Genomic DNA, 16,788 nt, shown 5'->3' with positions numbered 1-16,788 from the left:
TATGATATCATGAATTTTTCAAAGAAGGGGTTGTTTCTCCCGCTCGGAAAAATTTGATGGTTTGCTCCAGATCCTCCACGATCTCTGTCAGGCGTAGGGAGTCATCGAGAAATTGTTCGGATAAAGATAGACTTTCTTGATTGGCAGCTACGGCCTGCTGTGTGCCTGATACTACTTGCTGTGCAGAGGCGGACAGATTGTCTACCCGCTGCGAAATGGCTTGGCTCTGAGTCGAGATTGTTCCTGTGAGCATTCTGATCGATTCAAATTGCGCAGTCAACGCTTCACTGAGCTGGATCGTATTGTGGAAGATAGAAGCGGCCTGGTGCAAGGTTTGAATGCCATTTAGAGTAGCATGATCGGTCGTTTGCAAGCAGGCAGCTACGTGCTCCATTCGTTCTTCCCCTGATTCAATTACCTTTTGAATACGGGCCGATGCCTCTTCCGTCTGGTCGGACAGCAAGCGAATTTCGTCTGCTACGACGCTGAAGCCGATCCCAGCTTGTCCAGCCCTGGAAGCTTCGATTCGAGCATTAAAGGACAAAAGCTTGGTTCGCTTGGAGATGGCGGAAATCAGACCGAGCATTTCGTTGATGTCACTCATGCTTTCTCTCATGGAGGACATGGCATGCATAGAAGCCTTCATATCCTCCGAGATATTGTGCATATTTTCTTTTAGCAAATCAATGGAGGTTGCTGCTCTGGCATTTTGCTGACGTGATTCCCGGCTCTGTACAATTGCTTTTTCCATGGAGTCAGTGATCCGAGACATTTCTTGCGTGATGTCGGCCATCGTGGCGTGAATATCATCGATCTGCTCCTGCTGGTTGTCCATTTCTTGGGCCAGCCGCTCTGTTACGGATACGACTTCTGACTGCATGGCGTGAGAATGGCGGGAGCCTTTTCCGACATGATCGGCTACTTGTTTGACGTCTGAGATGACGTACTGGATTTTACCGATGATCGTCCGGATTTGTTCACTCATTCGATTGAAGCTGTCAGCCAGCTGGCGAATTTCATCATTACTTTGAACGTGCATGGTTTGCAGCAGATCACCCTCGCTAAAGGCGGACATTTTTTGTTGTGCTTCCTTAATCGGCTTGATGATTCGGCGAACATACACATACAACATGAGTGCGAGTGCAGCAAGTCCGACGAGTGAGACGGCCAAAATAGTTAACTGAAGGCGGCGAACCTCTTGCTTTACCTCGGATACCGACTGTGCGACGATCACTCCCCATTTTAGGGAGGGGTCAAATTGATAGGCGGCAAATGAGTCCACCTCATTGATCCTGCTCGGCTCGTACCCAGATTGACCAGCGATGACGTTTTGCACGATGGCCAACTCCGAGAGAAGAGGGCGCTGCAACGCGTAGGATTGATCAGGATGAGCGACCAGCTTGCCTTGTTGATCAACGATCATGGCATACCCGGTTTCGCCCAGTTTAATCTGCCCGATTGATTCGCTCAGCTTGGGAACAGAGACGAATGCCACGACGACGCCTACTGGCTCCTCATCTTCATTGCGCAAAGGGAGTGAGACGGCAATTTTGGGAAACTCCGTCTTGGAAAACTGGAAGACATCTGAGACAAAAACCCCCTGCTGCGGTTGGTTCAATGCCCCCTCATACCAGTCCATTTTTCGCGGATCGTAGGAACTGTCGAGGGGTGATCCCGGAAAGGTCAAATACTTTCCGTCCGTGGTGACGATTTGTAATTCGGAAATCGTAGGATTGCTGGTAGACAAATCTGTAAAAATGCCAAAGATCTGACTGTTCGTGATCTTGCTGTTTTTATAAGTGGAAGCAAATGATTGCAAGGCGGTCACGATGTCATAGACCCTGCTATGTACCTTCTGTAGAGCTGCACCTGATGCTTCGTGTAATTGCTGCTTTGTTTTTTCATTGAGTGTGGCTTCGGATTGATAGCTGATGAAGAAAGCGGCAATTGCCATCATGCAGACAACCATGCCCATGATGCCTGCGAACAGCCTGGTGAAAATTGAACGATAATGAAACGACGAGTGACCCCATAGTTTTTTTATGTCTGGCATTAATTGTTCTCCCCTTATCAAAACGTTCAGCTTTATTGTAGGGGGTACCTAGAGGAGCGTATATGCTTTGCCAGCAAGATTTACCATAAATTAATGTAAGATGACCTATGTAAAAAGTCCTAAAACGAAATCTTTAACGAAACTTAATAAACTTCATACGGAAACCTAACATTGGTGCGCTATAGTGGGGAAGTAAAAAGACGTAACAACCACGAAGGAGCGAAGACCGTATGAGCGTTATTTCGGTGAGAGAGTTGAATCTCTTCTACGGTAATAAGCAAGCCCTCTATCATATAAATCTGGATGTAGAGTCTGATTCCATTACAGCCTTAATTGGTCCGTCTGGCTGTGGTAAATCTACATTTTTACGGACGCTGAACCGAATGAACGACTCTGTACCGAACACCAAAATTACGGGAACGGTAAAAGTCTTCGACGAGGATATTTATAGCTCGCGTGTAGAAGTTGAGCGACTTCGCAAAAATATCGGCATGGTGTTTCAGCATCCGAATCCGTTTCCGAAGAGCATCTATGACAACATCACGTACGGGCCGAGACTACACGGCATGAATGATCGTAACAAGCTGGACGAGTTGGTAGAGACAAGCCTCAAGGCGGCGGCCCTTTGGGATGAAGTGAAGGATGTACTGAAAAAGCCAGCAACAGGGCTTTCCGGTGGACAGCAGCAACGCCTCTGTATCGCACGGGCACTCGCTGTTCAGCCACAGATCATTTTGATGGATGAGCCAACCTCTGCATTAGACCCGATTTCGACAGCCAAAATCGAAGAGCTGTTGGAAGAGCTGAAGAACCGTTATACGATTGTAATCGTGACACACAACATGCAGCAGGCAGCACGTATTTCCGATAAGACTGCGTTTTTCTTGAATGGAGAGCTAGTCGAGTTTGACAGCACCCCGACGATCTTCCAAAATCCTCGTGACAAAAGAACAGAGGATTACATTACCGGACGTTTCGGATAATTCAATAGGCATGATGGTAAAAGAGCGGACTTTTCGAGGTCCGCTCTTTTTGATTTCCAAACGTTTATAAATGCAACCCAAACCTCTTTAACTCAATGAAAATACCTTCCAATCGTTTCCCTTTCTCCGTTAACGTATATTCCACACGCGGAGGGACTTCCGGAAACACCTTCCTTTCCAATATGCCGTGCTCTTCCAATTCCTTAAGTCTAAGCGACAGTGTTTTTGGACTAATCCCATCCATGGATTTCAGCAGGTCGCTGAAACGCAGCGTTCCTTCGATAAGCAGATCCCGAATGATTAAAAAGGTCCATTTGGTCCCGATTACGTCAAGCGTTTTGGCAATGGGGCAAGGTTGGCCTGGGGTTCCTTTGTTCAGTTCGATTGGTTCAAGAACGTTCATCGGAATATCCTCCAAAAAAATAGTAGGGTTTTTGGCTATTATAGCGCAATAGTATCTTTTCGGAAACTATATGAATTAAATATCACTACTTCCATAAATGAAGTTACTGTCGTTACAATAGCAATGTGAACCGATACTTCCACTCTAAATAAGGAGTTGATTGGAACAATATGATTCCACGCACAAAAAGAATGAGTTCGATAGCTGGTATTGCTGTCATCTTCGGGACGATGCTGTTCACAACAGCATGCGCTACTGATTCGAAAACGTCTGCTTATGATAATCAAACGGCTGTGTTGTCCGCCAAGACAGACGTACAACTATTGAAGGATCTTCCACAACCCGTTTCTATGACGATTGATTCCTCGTTGGATTCAACGAAAGCTACTGAAATGGTACAGGCCGCTCAACGTTTCTACGGATTCTGGAACACGGGGAATGAGGAACTTATTTCACAAACCGTTTCTCCAAGTTTCATTGATAACACGTTGCCGAAAGGAAGGCCTCAAGGTCCGGATGGCTTGTTATTTGCTTCTCGCAACTTCCGTAAAGCAGTTCCCGACTTGCAATGCAAAATTGAGGATTTACTGGTAGTGGGGGACAAGGTGACAGCTCGTCTTTCTTTTACGGGTACGAGCAAAGGCGAGTTTATGGGAAAACCTCTGACCGGGAAGCCCATTCAATTTATGGCAATCGATGTTTTGCGCATCAAGGATGGGAAGCTTGTTGAAGACTGGCACCTGGAAGACAATTTAACCTTTATGCAACAAATTGGTGTCGTAGCGGAAAATTGAACGAACTAACGTAAAGGAGATGTTAAAAATGAAAAAAATCCTTATCATCAATGGTCACCAAAAATATGGCTCATCGGAGGGGAAACTGAACCAAACCTTGATGGATCATATGGTGAGTCTGCTCGAAAAAGAGAACGATGTACGAACTACCATTATTCAAAACGGATACAAAGTCGAAGAAGAGCACCAGAAATTTCTCTGGGCAGATCTGGTCATTTATCAAACCCCCATCTACTGGTTCAGTGTCCCTGGGTTAATGAAAACATATATGGATGAAGTATATGCGTACGGTTTGTTTTTCAAGGGGGCTAATCAATACGGTAGAGGCGGTTTATTAACCGACAAAAAATATATGTTCTCGACGACTTGGAATGCCCCAGAAAAAGCATTTAACGATCCGACCCAATTTTTTAAAGGGGAAAGCCTGGAGGATGCAATCAGTCATTTGCACCGCGTACAGGAATTTTTAGGCATGCAACCTGTAAAGAGCTTTGCTTGCTATGATGTCATCAAAAATCCGCAGATCGACCGATTTGTATCCGAACTCGAGGCGCATCTCAAACAGGTATTGAGCTTCTAATGAAAATCTCACAGTAAAGGGGAAAGATCCTATCATGTTGCACAATCAAAAGTTAGTCATCATCGGCGGAAGCTCAGGAATTGGTTTGGAGACAGCCAAACAGGCAGTAGCGCTAGGAGCAGAAGTGATCATTGCCAGCCGCTCCGAAGATAAATTGCAGAAGGCAAAAGAGAGTCTTGGCTCCAAAGCCTCGGCGTATACCCTAGATACCACCGATGAGGAGCAGGTTCAGGCCTTTTTTGAAAAAATAGGCACGTTTGATCATCTGGTCGTCAGCGCAGCGGAAACATCAGGTGGTTCATTCCTTCAAACGGATACAGCCCAAGCGCGGAAGCTGTTCGACAACAAATTTTGGGGTCAATACTACGCGGCGAAGTACGGAGCGCCGAAGATTTCCACAAACGGTTCCATCACCTTATTCTCCGGGGTTGTCGCCTACAAAGCGATGATTGGTTCTTCTGCCCTTGGTGCAGTCAATGCGGCGGTTTCAAATCTGGGGCAAACCCTTGCCTTGGAACTGGCACCAATCCGAGTGAATATCGTTTCACCTGGCATTATTGATACGCCATCACGGAGTAAAATGCCTGAAGACGTCCGCGAAAATTTCTATGCAACATTGGCAGACAAACTCCCTGTGAAGAGAGTTGGACAAGCGAAAGACGTCGCACAAAGCGTACTATACCTGCTCCAAAATAGTTTTGTTACCGGAACTGTACTTCATGTAGAAGGTGGCCACATTTTACTTTAAAGGATTCCATTACTTGACGTTTCAGATCATTTCAATTTGTAGTATGGTAGGAGAGCGGACTTTTTGAGGTCCGTTCTTTTTTGCTTTAGGAAAGGAGATACATGCGGTGGTTTGGATTTCATTCTTCCTTTTTCTGATTACGTTGACATTGGTTATCTGGCAACCGCGGGGGTTGTCGATTGGTTATCCGGCTGTCGGTGGAGCACTGTTGGCCTTGGCGATTGGGGTAGTCACGATCGGTGATGTTGCAGAGGTAACCTCCATTGTTTGGAATGCGACGCTCGCGCTAATTGGGATTATCATCATCTCGCTCGTATTGGACGAAGTCGGTTTTTTTGAATGGGCTGCGCTTCATATGGCCCGTTTTGCCAAAGGGAATGGGCGGTTGATGTTCGTTTATGTGATCCTGCTTGGTTCACTCGTATCCGCTTTGTTTACGAATGATGGGGCAGCCCTAATCCTGACGCCGATTGTGTTGGCACAGGTGAGGGCACTAAAGCTGGATGGGAAAACAGTTTTGGCATTTGTCATGGCGAGCGGGTTCATTGCAGATACGAGCTCTTTGCCCTTTGTGATTAGCAATCTGGTGAATATTGTTTCTGCTGACTATTTTGATATTGGCTTTGCTGCGTATGCGGCCAAAATGATCATTCCGACTTTGTTTTCGATTGGTGGAAGCCTGCTGGTTTTGTACCTATATTTTCGCAAAAGCATCCCGGTGCAGATTGACCTTTCCCATCTGAAAAATCCGGAGGAAGCGATTCGCGACCACAGAATGTTTCGCCTGGCGTGGCCGATTCTTGCGGTCTTGTTGATTGGTTTTTTTATTAGCGAGTCCATCCATACGCCCGTTTCTATCATCATTGCAGGGGCAGCCATCATTTTTTGTCTGGCTGCAAGAAAATGTGAAGCGATCGCCATGCGGCGGATTATGAAAGAAGCACCGTGGGTAGTCGTTGTTTTTTCGATTGGCATGTATGTCGTGGTGTGGGGGCTGCACAACGCGAAATTGACTGACTTGGTCAAAGACGCCTTGGATTGGTTCATGGCGCATGGTTTATTGGCAACGACATTGGGAACAGGCTTTCTGGCTGCTGCTATTTCCTCTGTCATGAACAACCTACCGACAGTCATCTTCAACGCGTTGGCAATTGCAGGGACACAAGCAGATGGAGTGTTGCGGGAAGCAATGATCTACGCGAATGTGATCGGAAGCGATTTGGGGCCGAAAATGACGCCGATCGGATCGCTTGCGACCTTGCTCTGGTTGCACGTCTTGAGACGCAAAGACGTGACGATTACGTGGGGGCAGTATTTTCGGACGGGGGTTATTTTGACCGTCCCGACATTGATGTTCACTTTGCTCGGTTTGTATTTGACATTGGTTTATTTTTCATAGGGAATGAAAAGCCTGCTGGCTAGTAGCAGGCTTTTTTCTATTCATCATGCTGCTTGTAGTGAAATAGGCAGAATAGGACCTGACAAGGACGGAAAAAATAGGCGCAATGTACGTAAAAAGGAGGATGTTTCCATGTGGCATGGCTGGCCGATCGAACGCGTACTGATACTTTTTGCTGGGTTGGCGTTCGCCCTGATTGCGGTTCAGGTCACACTTTTTCACTCAAGACAAAACTTCCGCCATTGGGCAATGTGGATTCCCGTGCTTGAGCTCCCTGTATTTGCGGTTACTGCTATTGTTTTATCGTTTGTGAATGCGGGATGGCTGCGTTGGGTGTTTGCCTTGATGATGGTAGTCGGCATGGTTGGTGGTTTGTACGGGGCCTATTTGCATACGGTCGGGGTTGGGCAGCGTGTGGGAGGTTATTCACAAGGTCAAAATTTTCTCGTCGGTCCTCCTGTGATTCTTCCTTTACTGATCACGGCCATGTCTGCATTGGGGCTTCTTGCGCTGTTTTGGTAAAAATCGTTTTCAAAGGGGTGAGAGGACATGGAAAAGCCTAAACGTTACCCATCCTATGATGTTTGGGACCAGCATACAGAGTGGGATGCTCACACCAGGAAAGTGGTAGGCGCCAGACGAATGCCCGCGATTGCCAATCAATTTTTTACGAAGCCTGAATCCTTGCTCTTGCAGACAGTCGTAGGCGTATTGGTCAATGATCACCGTTTGGAAGTGCTGACCTTTGTGGTGGAGCATCTGGATAATACGACGGCTAGTAATATCGGCGAATCACAGCGAAAGGTCGGAATTCCCCCCAAAAAAGAGTTCTATCGCTCGGGCTTGAAAGGGATTGATGCGGAGAGTCATGCCGCTTATGGAACTGATTTTGTTGCGTTGAAGCTAGACCAGCAAGAAGCCGTTCTTCAGCGCGTTGCGAATGGGGGCATCCAAAACCAGGAGGCGTGGAAAGACTTTGCTCCAGCAGATTTTTTCAAGCGGTTGCTGCATGACACAGTCAGTGCTTACTATTCACATCCGTTAGTTTGGTCGGATATCGGCTATGGCGGACCCGCTTATCCGCGTGGCTATGTACGGGTGGAAAAAGGATTGACGGACCCATGGGAGGCGAAAACAAATGACGAGTCATGACCATCATACGATTACTCATCGCCCCACTCCTGTGGATCAAAGAAAATACGCCAATGACGCAGATATATGCATCGTAGGTGCTGGAGCGGCAGGTGGCGTGCTGGCTTATGAGCTGGCAAAGGCCGGGTTGCGCGTTGTCGTACTGGAAGCAGGGCCGTTTTGGGACCCGCAACACGATTTTGCCAGTGATGAGCTGTCGATGCGGAGATTGGCCTGGCAGGAAACGAGGCTGGTAGCAGGCAAAGACCCACTGCGTTTGGGACATAACAACTCAGGACGGGGAATTGGGGGAGGCACCGTGCATTTTACGGGGGTGTTCCTGCGTTTCCACGAGAGTGATTTTAAGACAAAGACCGTAGACGGCGTAGGGGATGACTGGCCGATTACGTATCAGGATCTTGCCCCGTATTACGACAAGATCGAACGGGAGATTGCGGTCTCAGGTCCCAATCATTTTCCGTGGGGTTCCTTTCAAGGGCCGTATCCTTACCCCGTTCGGGAGCCAATCAGTGCCAATGCCCAACTGTTCCGGGAAGGGTGCGAGAAGCTGGGGATCGAGAGTGTGGTTGCGCCTCTGGCGATTTTATCGGGTCCTTTTGATGGACGTCCTCCCTGTATCAATCGTGGCTTTTGCAATCAAGGGTGCATGCCGAATGCCAAGTACAGCGGGTTGATTCATCATATCCCCAAAGCGATAGCGGAGGGGGCAGAGGTACTGTCCGACTGCATGGTGACGGAAATTTTGATGGCAGGCGACCGGGTCAGCGGTGTGTTGTTTAACCATAATGGCTTGACGCACAAGCAGATGGCTCGTGTCGTCATTTTGGCCGGGTTTGTAGTGGAGACTCCCCGATTGTTGCTCAGTTCAGCGAATGCACAGTTTCCGCAAGGGCTTGCGAATTCGAGCGGATGGGTAGGAAAAGCAATTATGCCCCACTCCAGCCATGATGTATACGGACGGCTTCCGGAGGAGGTGCGATTGTATAAGGGAACACCTGTCCTTGCCTTGACCCAGCATTTTTACGAGACAGACCGGGAACGAGGATTTGCCCGCGGATATACATTGAGTGCACACGGGTCACGTCCGGTCGCGATGGCGACTGCCATTGCTGCCGAGAGGGAAGATGGCTCGTATTTATGGGGAAAACAGCTTCGTGAGACCATGCTGGATTACAATATGTATGCGCGGATCACCTTGGTAGGGGAAGTGCTGCCTCATCCTGATAACAGAGTGACGCTTTCAGGTGAAAAAGATGAATACGGAATACCGATTCCTACGGTGACGTTCAGTTATCAGGAGAACGACAAGCAGCTATACAAGCATGCCATTGGGCAAATGAACCGGATTATAGAAGCGATGGGGGGGCAGCCAGAGCATGTGGTATCTGATACCGCTCATCTCATGGGGGGATGCCGGATGGGGAATGACAAGGAAACTTCTGTTGTGAATGAATACGGGCAGTCACATGACATACCCAATCTTTTCATAGCAGGCGCTTCTACTTTTGTTACCTCGAGTGGAAGCAACCCGACAAATACAGTCATGGCGCTGGCTGCGCGCACTGCAGACAAGATCATTGAGGCGATGAAAAAGCAGGATGTATAAGCAGGGTTCACATAACTTTTGCGTTCTATCTTCCCCATCATATAAGCCATATAGTATACTGATAAACAGATATGTAAGGCAAAGGTGGGTATCCTTATGGAAATGGATTTGATGCAGGTACTGTTTTTGTCAGAGACTTATAAGCTACTTGGTGACAAGACGCGCTTGACGATCATGGCTCTCCTGCAAGTACAGTCCTTATGTGTCCGTGATCTCGTGGAAATTTTGCAAACTTCCCAGCCTTCTGTTTCCCAGCACTTGGCTAAGTTGAAAACGCATGGTTTGGTCAAAGAGCGTAGGAAAGGACCATGGGTTTATTACTCCGTTAATACGGAATGCAGTCCTGAAGTGAAGCAAATTTTGTCTAACTTGCCGGACATGTCGCCAGTAGTCAAACAAAAATCAGTTGCAAGTGAACCTTCATTTGGCTGATCAGTCGTAAAAAGCGTTGGATCAATTGAGATCCAACGCTTTTTTTAGTTCTTCCTTGTCAAATCCATGGATGACAATTTGCTCGCCGTTTTCCTTTTCAATGTGGGTTACAGGTGTCATGCTAGCGCCTAACTGAATGGCTTCCTGGAAAAAAGCCTCGTTTTGACGGATGTCTCTGTCTTCGAAAGCAATGTTGTTGGAAGTCAGCCACATTTTTTCTTCCTGACAAGGACCGCAAGTGACTTGGGTATAGATAATAACCTTGTGAGCCATACAGAATTGCCCCTTTCAAAAGCAGAGTAAAAGCCTTGCTCCTTCCAATATGAATGATCGGTCGAGACAAAGCAAGTAAACAACAGCATGATTTGGAAAAATGAGGATGGATACGCACATAGGGGGCTGTACAAATTATATTCAGTGACGTCGAGGAGGTGAATGTAACGATGCCTAAACAAAACAGAGGTATGGGCCAAGCGAACCAAGCTAGCCAAGCAGCAAACACTGCGACTGAATTCGCAAGTGAAACAAACGCAGCAGAGGTTCGTCGTCAGAACCAACAATCTGCACAGCGCGCTGCTTCCCAAGGTACTGCGACTGAATTCGCAAGTGAGACAAATGTTGCAGAAGTTCGCCGTCAAAACCAACAATCGGCTGCACAACAATCTTCTGGCCAAGTTACTGAGTAGGAGCCAGCGGACAGAGCCCTCGCAATTTGCGGGGGTTTTATTTTTTTACGTAAAGTCTATGCATGGAATGTGGTTTCTATCCTCGCACTTGCAAAAGCGTGGAAGTGGATGATACTGTGATTCGTAAATCAGCCCACTAGGAGGCAAGTGCTCATGATCATTGGAACAGGTGTAGACATTGTGGAAATAGAGCGCATCGCTGCTTTGATAAAAAGACAAGAGAGTGCAATCAAACGCTTTTTGACCACAGATGAACAACAGCTCCTACAGGGAAAAGCAGAGACGAGACAGGCGGAAATGGTTGCAGGCAGATTTGCTGCCAAGGAAGCGGGAGCAAAGGCTCTGGGCACAGGCATTGGTGCTGTGCTCAGTTTTTTGGATATGGAAATCCTCCCAAATCATTTGGGGAAGCCGGTCATGACCATCAATAACGAGGTGTACAGCAAGCTTGATCTCGACCCCGCTCGCGTTCATATTCATGTGAGCATTTCTCATAGCCAGACACATGCGATTGCCCAGGTTATTGTAGAAGAACGATAGATGTTTGAAAAAACCGATTAACTTGTCTGCATATTGGGACGAGGATGGACATACATTTATATCGCGTAGATCAGGAGGGACTACCTGCTCTTACACAGGAAGGCTAAGTCTGTAGCCGATCCAAGCGATATATCGCCAACTTCGTAACTATTCGCAACTATTGACACGATGTGCGCTGCATGGGCGAGAGACTGACAGATTTCCCAGGAAATAGACAGGGATGCCCTTCTTTGTCGAAAATATTGACAAGGAGGAGTTCATTGAATGAAACGGGTAGCTTTACCACTGGTGTTATTGTTGGTTTTCACCCTGTTCCTCGGCGGTTGTTTCGGTCAGAAAACACCAGAAGATGTGGTGAGCGACCTGAACGGTGCACTGGGAAAAATGACTGGGTACAAGTCTCAGGCAGTTTTGACCATGCAGACAGGCTCTACCCCCATGGAGTACGATGTTCAGGTCTGGTATGAAAAGCCAACCAATTATCGGGTAGCTCTTACCTCAAAACAGCGTGGCATTACACAAATCATCTTGCGAAACAATGAAGGAGTCTTTGTATTGACCCCGCATCTGAACAAGAGCTTCCGCTTCCAAAGTGGCTGGCCTGAGAACAACGGACCGTTATATTTATACGAAACGCTGGCCAAGAGCATTATCGATGACACGGAGCGCCAAATGAAGATGGAAGAAAAACAGTATGTATTCGAAGTGAAAGCGAACTACAGTGGCAATCGTTCTTTGACCAAGCAAAAAATTTGGCTGACAGAAGATTTCAAACCGACACACGCCGAAATTATGGATGCTAGCATGAATCCGCTCGTACGAATTGATTTCACTGATTTTTCGTTCAACCCTATGTTTGACAAAGACGCCTTTGACAAAGAGCGCAATATGACAACAAGCTCGTTGACAACAATCCCAACAATGGCACCAACAAATGGACAGGTCGTGAAACAACCGAACAGCCAATTCGGTGTCATCGTCCCTACGTATATGCCAGAAGGGGTTACGCAAGGAGATATCGAGCCCGTCACCCGTGATGGAGAGAGAAAGGTTATCCTGACCTACAAAGGAACCTACAACTACAAGGTAATCGAAGGGCGTCCGACGGCAGCATCTGTGTCGTATGAGCAAGGTATGCCTGTAAACCTCGGCTTTACGGTTGGTGTGCTTGCGCAGACAGGTGAAAATCAGCGACTTCTGACGTGGGAGCTCGACGGCATCGAATATACAATCGCTGGGGATCTCCCTGAGGAAGAAATGGTGAATGTCGCACAGTCGACATATGGTCTCAGCGCAAAATAAAAGCGTGGGAGAGGGGACGGTGAATAGCGTCCTCTTTTTGCTATTCTTAGGGAAAGTGGCTGCAGTGGAGGGGAAGAAGTGCATTTCCAGTCTACGCCCCGCTGTAGGTTGGACTGTCCGTTCCGAAATAAATGACGGGAGCGCTTCAAAAGTAGTCATCTCGATGAAGGATTCGCAGAGGTTGAAGCTGAAAACCCCCGTCATTTATTTCGAAACTGGGTCGGGCTCCAGAGGCGCTTGGACTGGAAATGCACTTCTTCCCAAGCGGCTTTGTTCTACTATTTTAGAAACTCCCCCCTGTTGATACTCAAAGGATGATCTTCCTAAGTTTTTAAAGAAGCAATGAATGAAAAAGCTGGCGAAAAGAAAAAGCACAGGGCTCGCAGACCTTGACAACGCCTACCCAGTCGGAACTCCAAAAAAGGGACCACGCTTGTCGAACACTTCTTCCCTGAGAAACTTCCGCCCGTAGGGTGGCTTTGGATCGACGGTCCCCTTTTTGGAGTGGAGCCGGCCAGTGAATCCCCCCAGTTGGCGTGTCAGAGTCGAAGAGAACTGTGCTTTTTCTTTTTCCTCCACTATGTTGACTCAAACCAAAATGCCCTTCATAGTTTTCTACGATTTTCCCTCAAGTTTTCCTTTTTTCTCAAACGGGAATCTAAAAATACCCATGTACACTTGGTCTTGTACCAAAGAACAAGCACACTACACGAGCAAAGACGAAAGGGTTGAGTGTACATGTTTAGCAAAACGAAAATGGGAATGCTGATGGGAACGATGGCAGTGGTTCTGAGTTTGGGTAGCATAGGCGGAGCAATGGCAGCCGATTCAGCAAAACCAACTTCATTGAATAAACCTGCAGAAGTAAAATTCAAAACGGGCAAGATGGGCCACCACGGTGGTGTGGGCCTCAAAGAAAATACAGAGCTTCTCTCTCTGTTGAAGCTGGATGCTGACAAGCTGAAAGAAGAGCTTCAAGCAGGGAAAACACTCGCAGCAATTGCACAAGCCCAAGGAGTTGACTCCGCTGATGTCGTGGCACTTCTGGTTGACCAGCAAGAGGCCAAACTGAAGGAAGCAGTAGCAGCAGGCAAGCTGACTCAGGAGCAGGCAGATAAGCTATCTGAAAATCTGAGCGATCGCGTAAAAGAGCAAGTAGAAAACGCGAAATCGGATAAGGGCTTCGGAAGAGGAGGCTTCATCGGTGGCTTCGAGAAAAACGAAGAACTGCTGACCCTCTTGAAGCTGGATGCCGATAAACTCCAAGAAGAGCTGAAAACGGACAAATCGCTGGCTGCCATCGCAGAGGCGCAAGGCGTCTCCGTGGATGATCTGGTAGCGCTGTTGGTAAAACAACAGGAAACCAAGCTGAAAGAAGCGGTAGCAGCAGGCAAGCTCACCCAGGAGCAAGCCGACAAGATGAATGAAAATGCGAGCGAACGATTTAAAGAAATGGTGCAAAACACGCATCACGGACGCGGACCGGATAAAGGAATGGGCTTCGAGAAAAACGAAGAACTGTTGTCCCTCTTGAAGCTGGACGCCGATAAACTCCAAGAAGAGCTGAAAGCAGACAAATCGCTGGCTGCCATCGCAGAGGCTCAAGGCGTATCCGTGGATGATCTGGTGGCTCTGTTGGTGAAACAACAGGAAACCAAGCTGAAAGAGGCGGTAACCGCCGGGAAGCTGACGCAGGAACAGGCCGACAAAATGAATGAGAATGCGAGTGAACGGGTAAAAGAAATGGTGCAAAACACGCATCACGGACGCGGACCGGGTAAAGGAATGGGCATTGAGAAAAATGAAGAACTGCTGTCCCTCCTCAAGCTGGATGCAGACAAGCTGAAGGAAGAGCAAAAAGCAGGAAAATCGTTGGCGACCATTGCCAAGGAGCAGGGCGTAGAAGTGGATGACGTCATCGAGCTCTTGGTAGGTCAGCACGAAGCCAAGCTAAAAGAAGCAGTAGAGGCAGGCAAGCTCACACAGGAGCAAGCAGATAAGCGCAGCGAGGAATTGACAGCGATGGTGCAAAAAATGGTGGATGGCAGCTTTGAAAAAGTCGTTTTCCCAAGACATGAAAAAGAGGAAAAAGACCAGGAGAAAACCATGTAGAAAAGTCAGCAGGTGGGAGCGAATCCCATCTGCTTTTCTATTTTCCCGGGATTGGTCGATGAGGGCCGATTTGTACACAAAAACCAACGTGTGAATGAGGTGAAAGGACAATCCGCGAATTGACACACAGCGGGAAAACACGATACATTCAGAGTAACTTATTGAATGAGGTGGCATGCTTTACATGAAGAAACCGTCTAACGAAGTTTTGTACCAGGAAGCATCGACCTACAAAGACATGCTCCTGCGAAAAAGCTGGAAAATGCGCATTAACGAGACTGTCATGTTTGTGCTGGGAATGATGATTCTCTCTCAATTTTTCCCGACCAATGACACGAGATTCAAAGTGCTTGTTTTTGCCATTGCCATTGCTGTTGTTGGATTGTCTCCGTTTCTGTACAAATCGGTATTGCGTCCGGTGTACAAGCTGACCAAGACCCACCTGATTATCTCTATGTCAGGACAGGAAAAGAGCTACCCGCTGTCTGAAGTCGAGCAAATTTATGAAGGCCGTCATTTTTATCGTGTAGGCGGCAAAAAGGAATCACTGATGGTTTCCAGGCAATTTCTCAGTCATTTAAATGAACGCTTGTTTTACTATAAAAAAGGGAACAAGAGGAGATAGGAATGAAATCGTTTTGTCGTGACACTTGGGTAGAGGTTGATTTGGATGCCATCCGGGCGAACCTCGAGACATTCAAACGTCATTTGCCAGAAAAAACGGGTATTATGGCTGTTGTGAAAGCAGACGGGTATGGTCATGGTGCTGTCCATGTTGGAAAAGAAGCGTTGGCGAGCGGTGCAGATTCACTTGCAGTCGCATTGCTCGATGAAGCGCTTATTTTGCGGAGGGCAGGGATCACAGCGCCGATTTTAGTGTTGGGATACACACCTGTTGAATCCATTGTCACTGCAAGCGAGCTGGAAGTGGAGTTAACTGCTTACAGCGTCGAATGGATCACGGAAGCGAACGACATTCTTCAGAAAAATGATGACAAGCCGGTCGGGATTCATGTGAAGACCGATACAGGCATGGGACGTTTGGGCGTCCGGACAAAAGAAGATTTGCTTGCAGTTGTAGATGCCCTTGAAGAATGCTCAAAGCTTGAGTGGACAGGCATTTTTACGCATTTTGCCTGCGCGGATGAACCAGATACAACCCATGTGCGACGACAACACGACTTGTTTCAATCCTTCTTGCAAGTACTGCGTGAAGCAAATAAAACATTGCCGACCGTTCATTGCTGCAATACGGCTGCGGCTATCGCATTTCCCGATTGGGGGTATGATACGATTCGTTTAGGCATAGGTTTATACGGATTGTATCCTTCTTTGTACATGAAAGAACGTGCGGATGTCATTCTTGCCCCCGCCCTGGCACTCAAGACCAGAATTGCCCACGTCAAGAAGGCAGATGAGCTATTCACGGTCAGCTATGGTGCTACGTATGCAGCAAAGCCTGACGAGTGGATCGCAACGCTGCCGATCGGATACGCAGATGGCTATTCTCGCCTTTTGTCCAACCGCGGTGAGGTGTTGTACAATGGATCGCGCTACCCGATTGCAGGCAGAGTTTGCATGGACCAAATGATGGTCAGCCTGAATTCGACAGAAGCAGCGGTCAATGATGAGGTCGTCTTGTATGGCAAGCAGGGGGACGAGGAAATCTCCTTGGATGAAATTGCCGATTTGCTGGGAACAATCAATTACGAGGTGCCTTGTATGCTGAATTATCGAATTCCGCGCCTCTATTTACGCGACCAGAAAGTAACGGACGTCTTTCACCCATTAACGATGAAGCACTCGTCTTCGTGAAAATGTAAATAACTAGCAAGGAAATTCAGCAGGAATTTTCCCGTGGAACACGAATACTAGTTAAGCGAAAAAGCTGGCTTTTTTGGGTAAACGAAGTCTTCACCTGCACCTTTGGATTGTTTACACTCACGTTTTTTCACCGAAAAAGCGCACAGTAGGTATATTTTTGCAATGGATTCGACA

The 16,788-nt window shown here is 47.5% G+C and carries 18 protein-coding genes; 15 read left to right on the top strand and 3 right to left on the bottom strand.

Features of this window, described 5'->3' with window-relative positions; all coding sequences use genetic code 11:
- Window positions 1-7: 7 nt before the first annotated feature.
- Window positions 8-2,053 (bottom strand): methyl-accepting chemotaxis protein, encoded by a 2,046-nt coding sequence (locus M3630_RS29210; RefSeq protein ID WP_251254513.1) that lies wholly within the window; start codon window positions 2,051-2,053, stop codon window positions 8-10.
- A 230-nt stretch (window positions 2,054-2,283) separates the two neighbouring features.
- Here M3630_RS29210 and pstB point away from each other — a divergent pair, with 230 nt between their 5' ends.
- Window positions 2,284-3,036, top strand: a complete 753-nt coding sequence (gene pstB / locus M3630_RS29205; protein ID WP_012684227.1) for a phosphate ABC transporter ATP-binding protein PstB — start codon at window positions 2,284-2,286, stop codon at window positions 3,034-3,036.
- A gap of 64 nt (window positions 3,037-3,100) precedes the next feature.
- Here the strand turns inward: pstB and M3630_RS29200 are convergent, their stop codons facing one another.
- Window positions 3,101-3,439 (bottom strand): winged helix-turn-helix transcriptional regulator, encoded by a 339-nt coding sequence (locus M3630_RS29200; protein WP_007721121.1) that lies wholly within the window; start codon window positions 3,437-3,439, stop codon window positions 3,101-3,103.
- Between the two features lie 170 nt (window positions 3,440-3,609).
- On the opposite strand from M3630_RS29200, the gene M3630_RS29195 reads away from it, so the two are divergent.
- From M3630_RS29195 to M3630_RS29160, 8 genes are all read left to right on the top strand, one after another.
- Window positions 3,610-4,233, top strand: coding sequence for an ester cyclase (locus M3630_RS29195; RefSeq protein ID WP_237899867.1), 624 nt, complete (start codon window positions 3,610-3,612; stop codon window positions 4,231-4,233).
- Window positions 4,234-4,261: 28 nt separating this feature from the next.
- A complete protein-coding gene (locus tag M3630_RS29190) occupies window positions 4,262-4,813 on the top strand; it encodes an NAD(P)H-dependent oxidoreductase (protein WP_251254512.1) in 552 nt (183 codons plus the stop codon).
- A gap of 34 nt (window positions 4,814-4,847) precedes the next feature.
- Complete coding sequence (locus M3630_RS29185) at window positions 4,848-5,561, top strand: SDR family oxidoreductase (protein WP_251254511.1); 714 nt, start codon at window positions 4,848-4,850, stop codon at window positions 5,559-5,561.
- Between the two features lie 106 nt (window positions 5,562-5,667).
- A complete protein-coding gene (locus M3630_RS29180; protein WP_251254510.1) occupies window positions 5,668-6,960 on the top strand; it encodes an arsenic transporter in 1,293 nt (430 codons plus the stop codon).
- Between the two features lie 132 nt (window positions 6,961-7,092).
- Window positions 7,093-7,482: a hypothetical protein gene (locus M3630_RS29175; RefSeq protein ID WP_007721110.1), complete on the top strand. Its 390-nt coding sequence runs from the start codon at window positions 7,093-7,095 to the stop codon at window positions 7,480-7,482.
- Between the two features lie 27 nt (window positions 7,483-7,509).
- Window positions 7,510-8,112 (top strand): gluconate 2-dehydrogenase subunit 3 family protein, encoded by a 603-nt coding sequence (locus M3630_RS29170; protein ID WP_234126290.1) that lies wholly within the window; start codon window positions 7,510-7,512, stop codon window positions 8,110-8,112.
- Entirely contained in the window at window positions 8,099-9,718 is a 1,620-nt protein-coding gene (locus M3630_RS29165; protein ID WP_251254509.1) for a GMC family oxidoreductase, read from the top strand. The genes M3630_RS29170 and M3630_RS29165 overlap by 14 nt, the downstream gene beginning before the upstream one ends.
- Window positions 9,719-9,814: 96 nt before the next feature.
- Entirely contained in the window at window positions 9,815-10,150 is a 336-nt protein-coding gene (locus M3630_RS29160) for an ArsR/SmtB family transcription factor (RefSeq protein ID WP_047074001.1), read from the top strand.
- A gap of 21 nt (window positions 10,151-10,171) precedes the next feature.
- On the opposite strand, the gene M3630_RS29155 is transcribed toward M3630_RS29160, so the two are convergent.
- A complete protein-coding gene (locus tag M3630_RS29155) occupies window positions 10,172-10,423 on the bottom strand; it encodes a glutaredoxin family protein (protein ID WP_173611924.1) in 252 nt (83 codons plus the stop codon).
- 170 nt (window positions 10,424-10,593) lie between these two features.
- Between M3630_RS29155 and M3630_RS29150 the strand changes: the two genes are divergently transcribed.
- The 6 genes from M3630_RS29150 to alr all read left to right on the top strand — a co-directional run bounded on the left by M3630_RS29150 (window position 10,594) and on the right by alr (window position 16,605).
- Complete coding sequence (locus tag M3630_RS29150) at window positions 10,594-10,836, top strand: gamma-type small acid-soluble spore protein (RefSeq protein WP_173611925.1); 243 nt, start codon at window positions 10,594-10,596, stop codon at window positions 10,834-10,836.
- 153 nt (window positions 10,837-10,989) lie between these two features.
- Entirely contained in the window at window positions 10,990-11,376 is a 387-nt protein-coding gene (gene acpS, locus M3630_RS29145) for a holo-ACP synthase (RefSeq protein WP_251254508.1), read from the top strand.
- A gap of 264 nt (window positions 11,377-11,640) precedes the next feature.
- Entirely contained in the window at window positions 11,641-12,678 is a 1,038-nt protein-coding gene (locus M3630_RS29140) for an outer membrane lipoprotein-sorting protein (RefSeq protein WP_173611927.1), read from the top strand.
- Between the two features lie 738 nt (window positions 12,679-13,416).
- Entirely contained in the window at window positions 13,417-14,790 is a 1,374-nt protein-coding gene (locus M3630_RS29135) for a coiled-coil domain-containing protein (protein ID WP_251254507.1), read from the top strand.
- A gap of 184 nt (window positions 14,791-14,974) precedes the next feature.
- Window positions 14,975-15,415: a hypothetical protein gene (locus tag M3630_RS29130; RefSeq protein ID WP_047074011.1), complete on the top strand. Its 441-nt coding sequence runs from the start codon at window positions 14,975-14,977 to the stop codon at window positions 15,413-15,415.
- Between the two features lie 2 nt (window positions 15,416-15,417).
- Window positions 15,418-16,605: an alanine racemase gene (gene alr, locus M3630_RS29125; protein WP_221869304.1), complete on the top strand. Its 1,188-nt coding sequence runs from the start codon at window positions 15,418-15,420 to the stop codon at window positions 16,603-16,605.
- Window positions 16,606-16,788: the final 183 nt, after the last annotated feature.

Source organism: Brevibacillus sp. MER 51 (assembly GCF_023714195.1).
Lineage (GTDB): Bacteria > Bacillota > Bacilli > Brevibacillales > Brevibacillaceae > Brevibacillus.
Note: the sequence above shows the minus strand (reverse complement) of the source record. Positions and strands in the feature narration are given on the sequence as shown.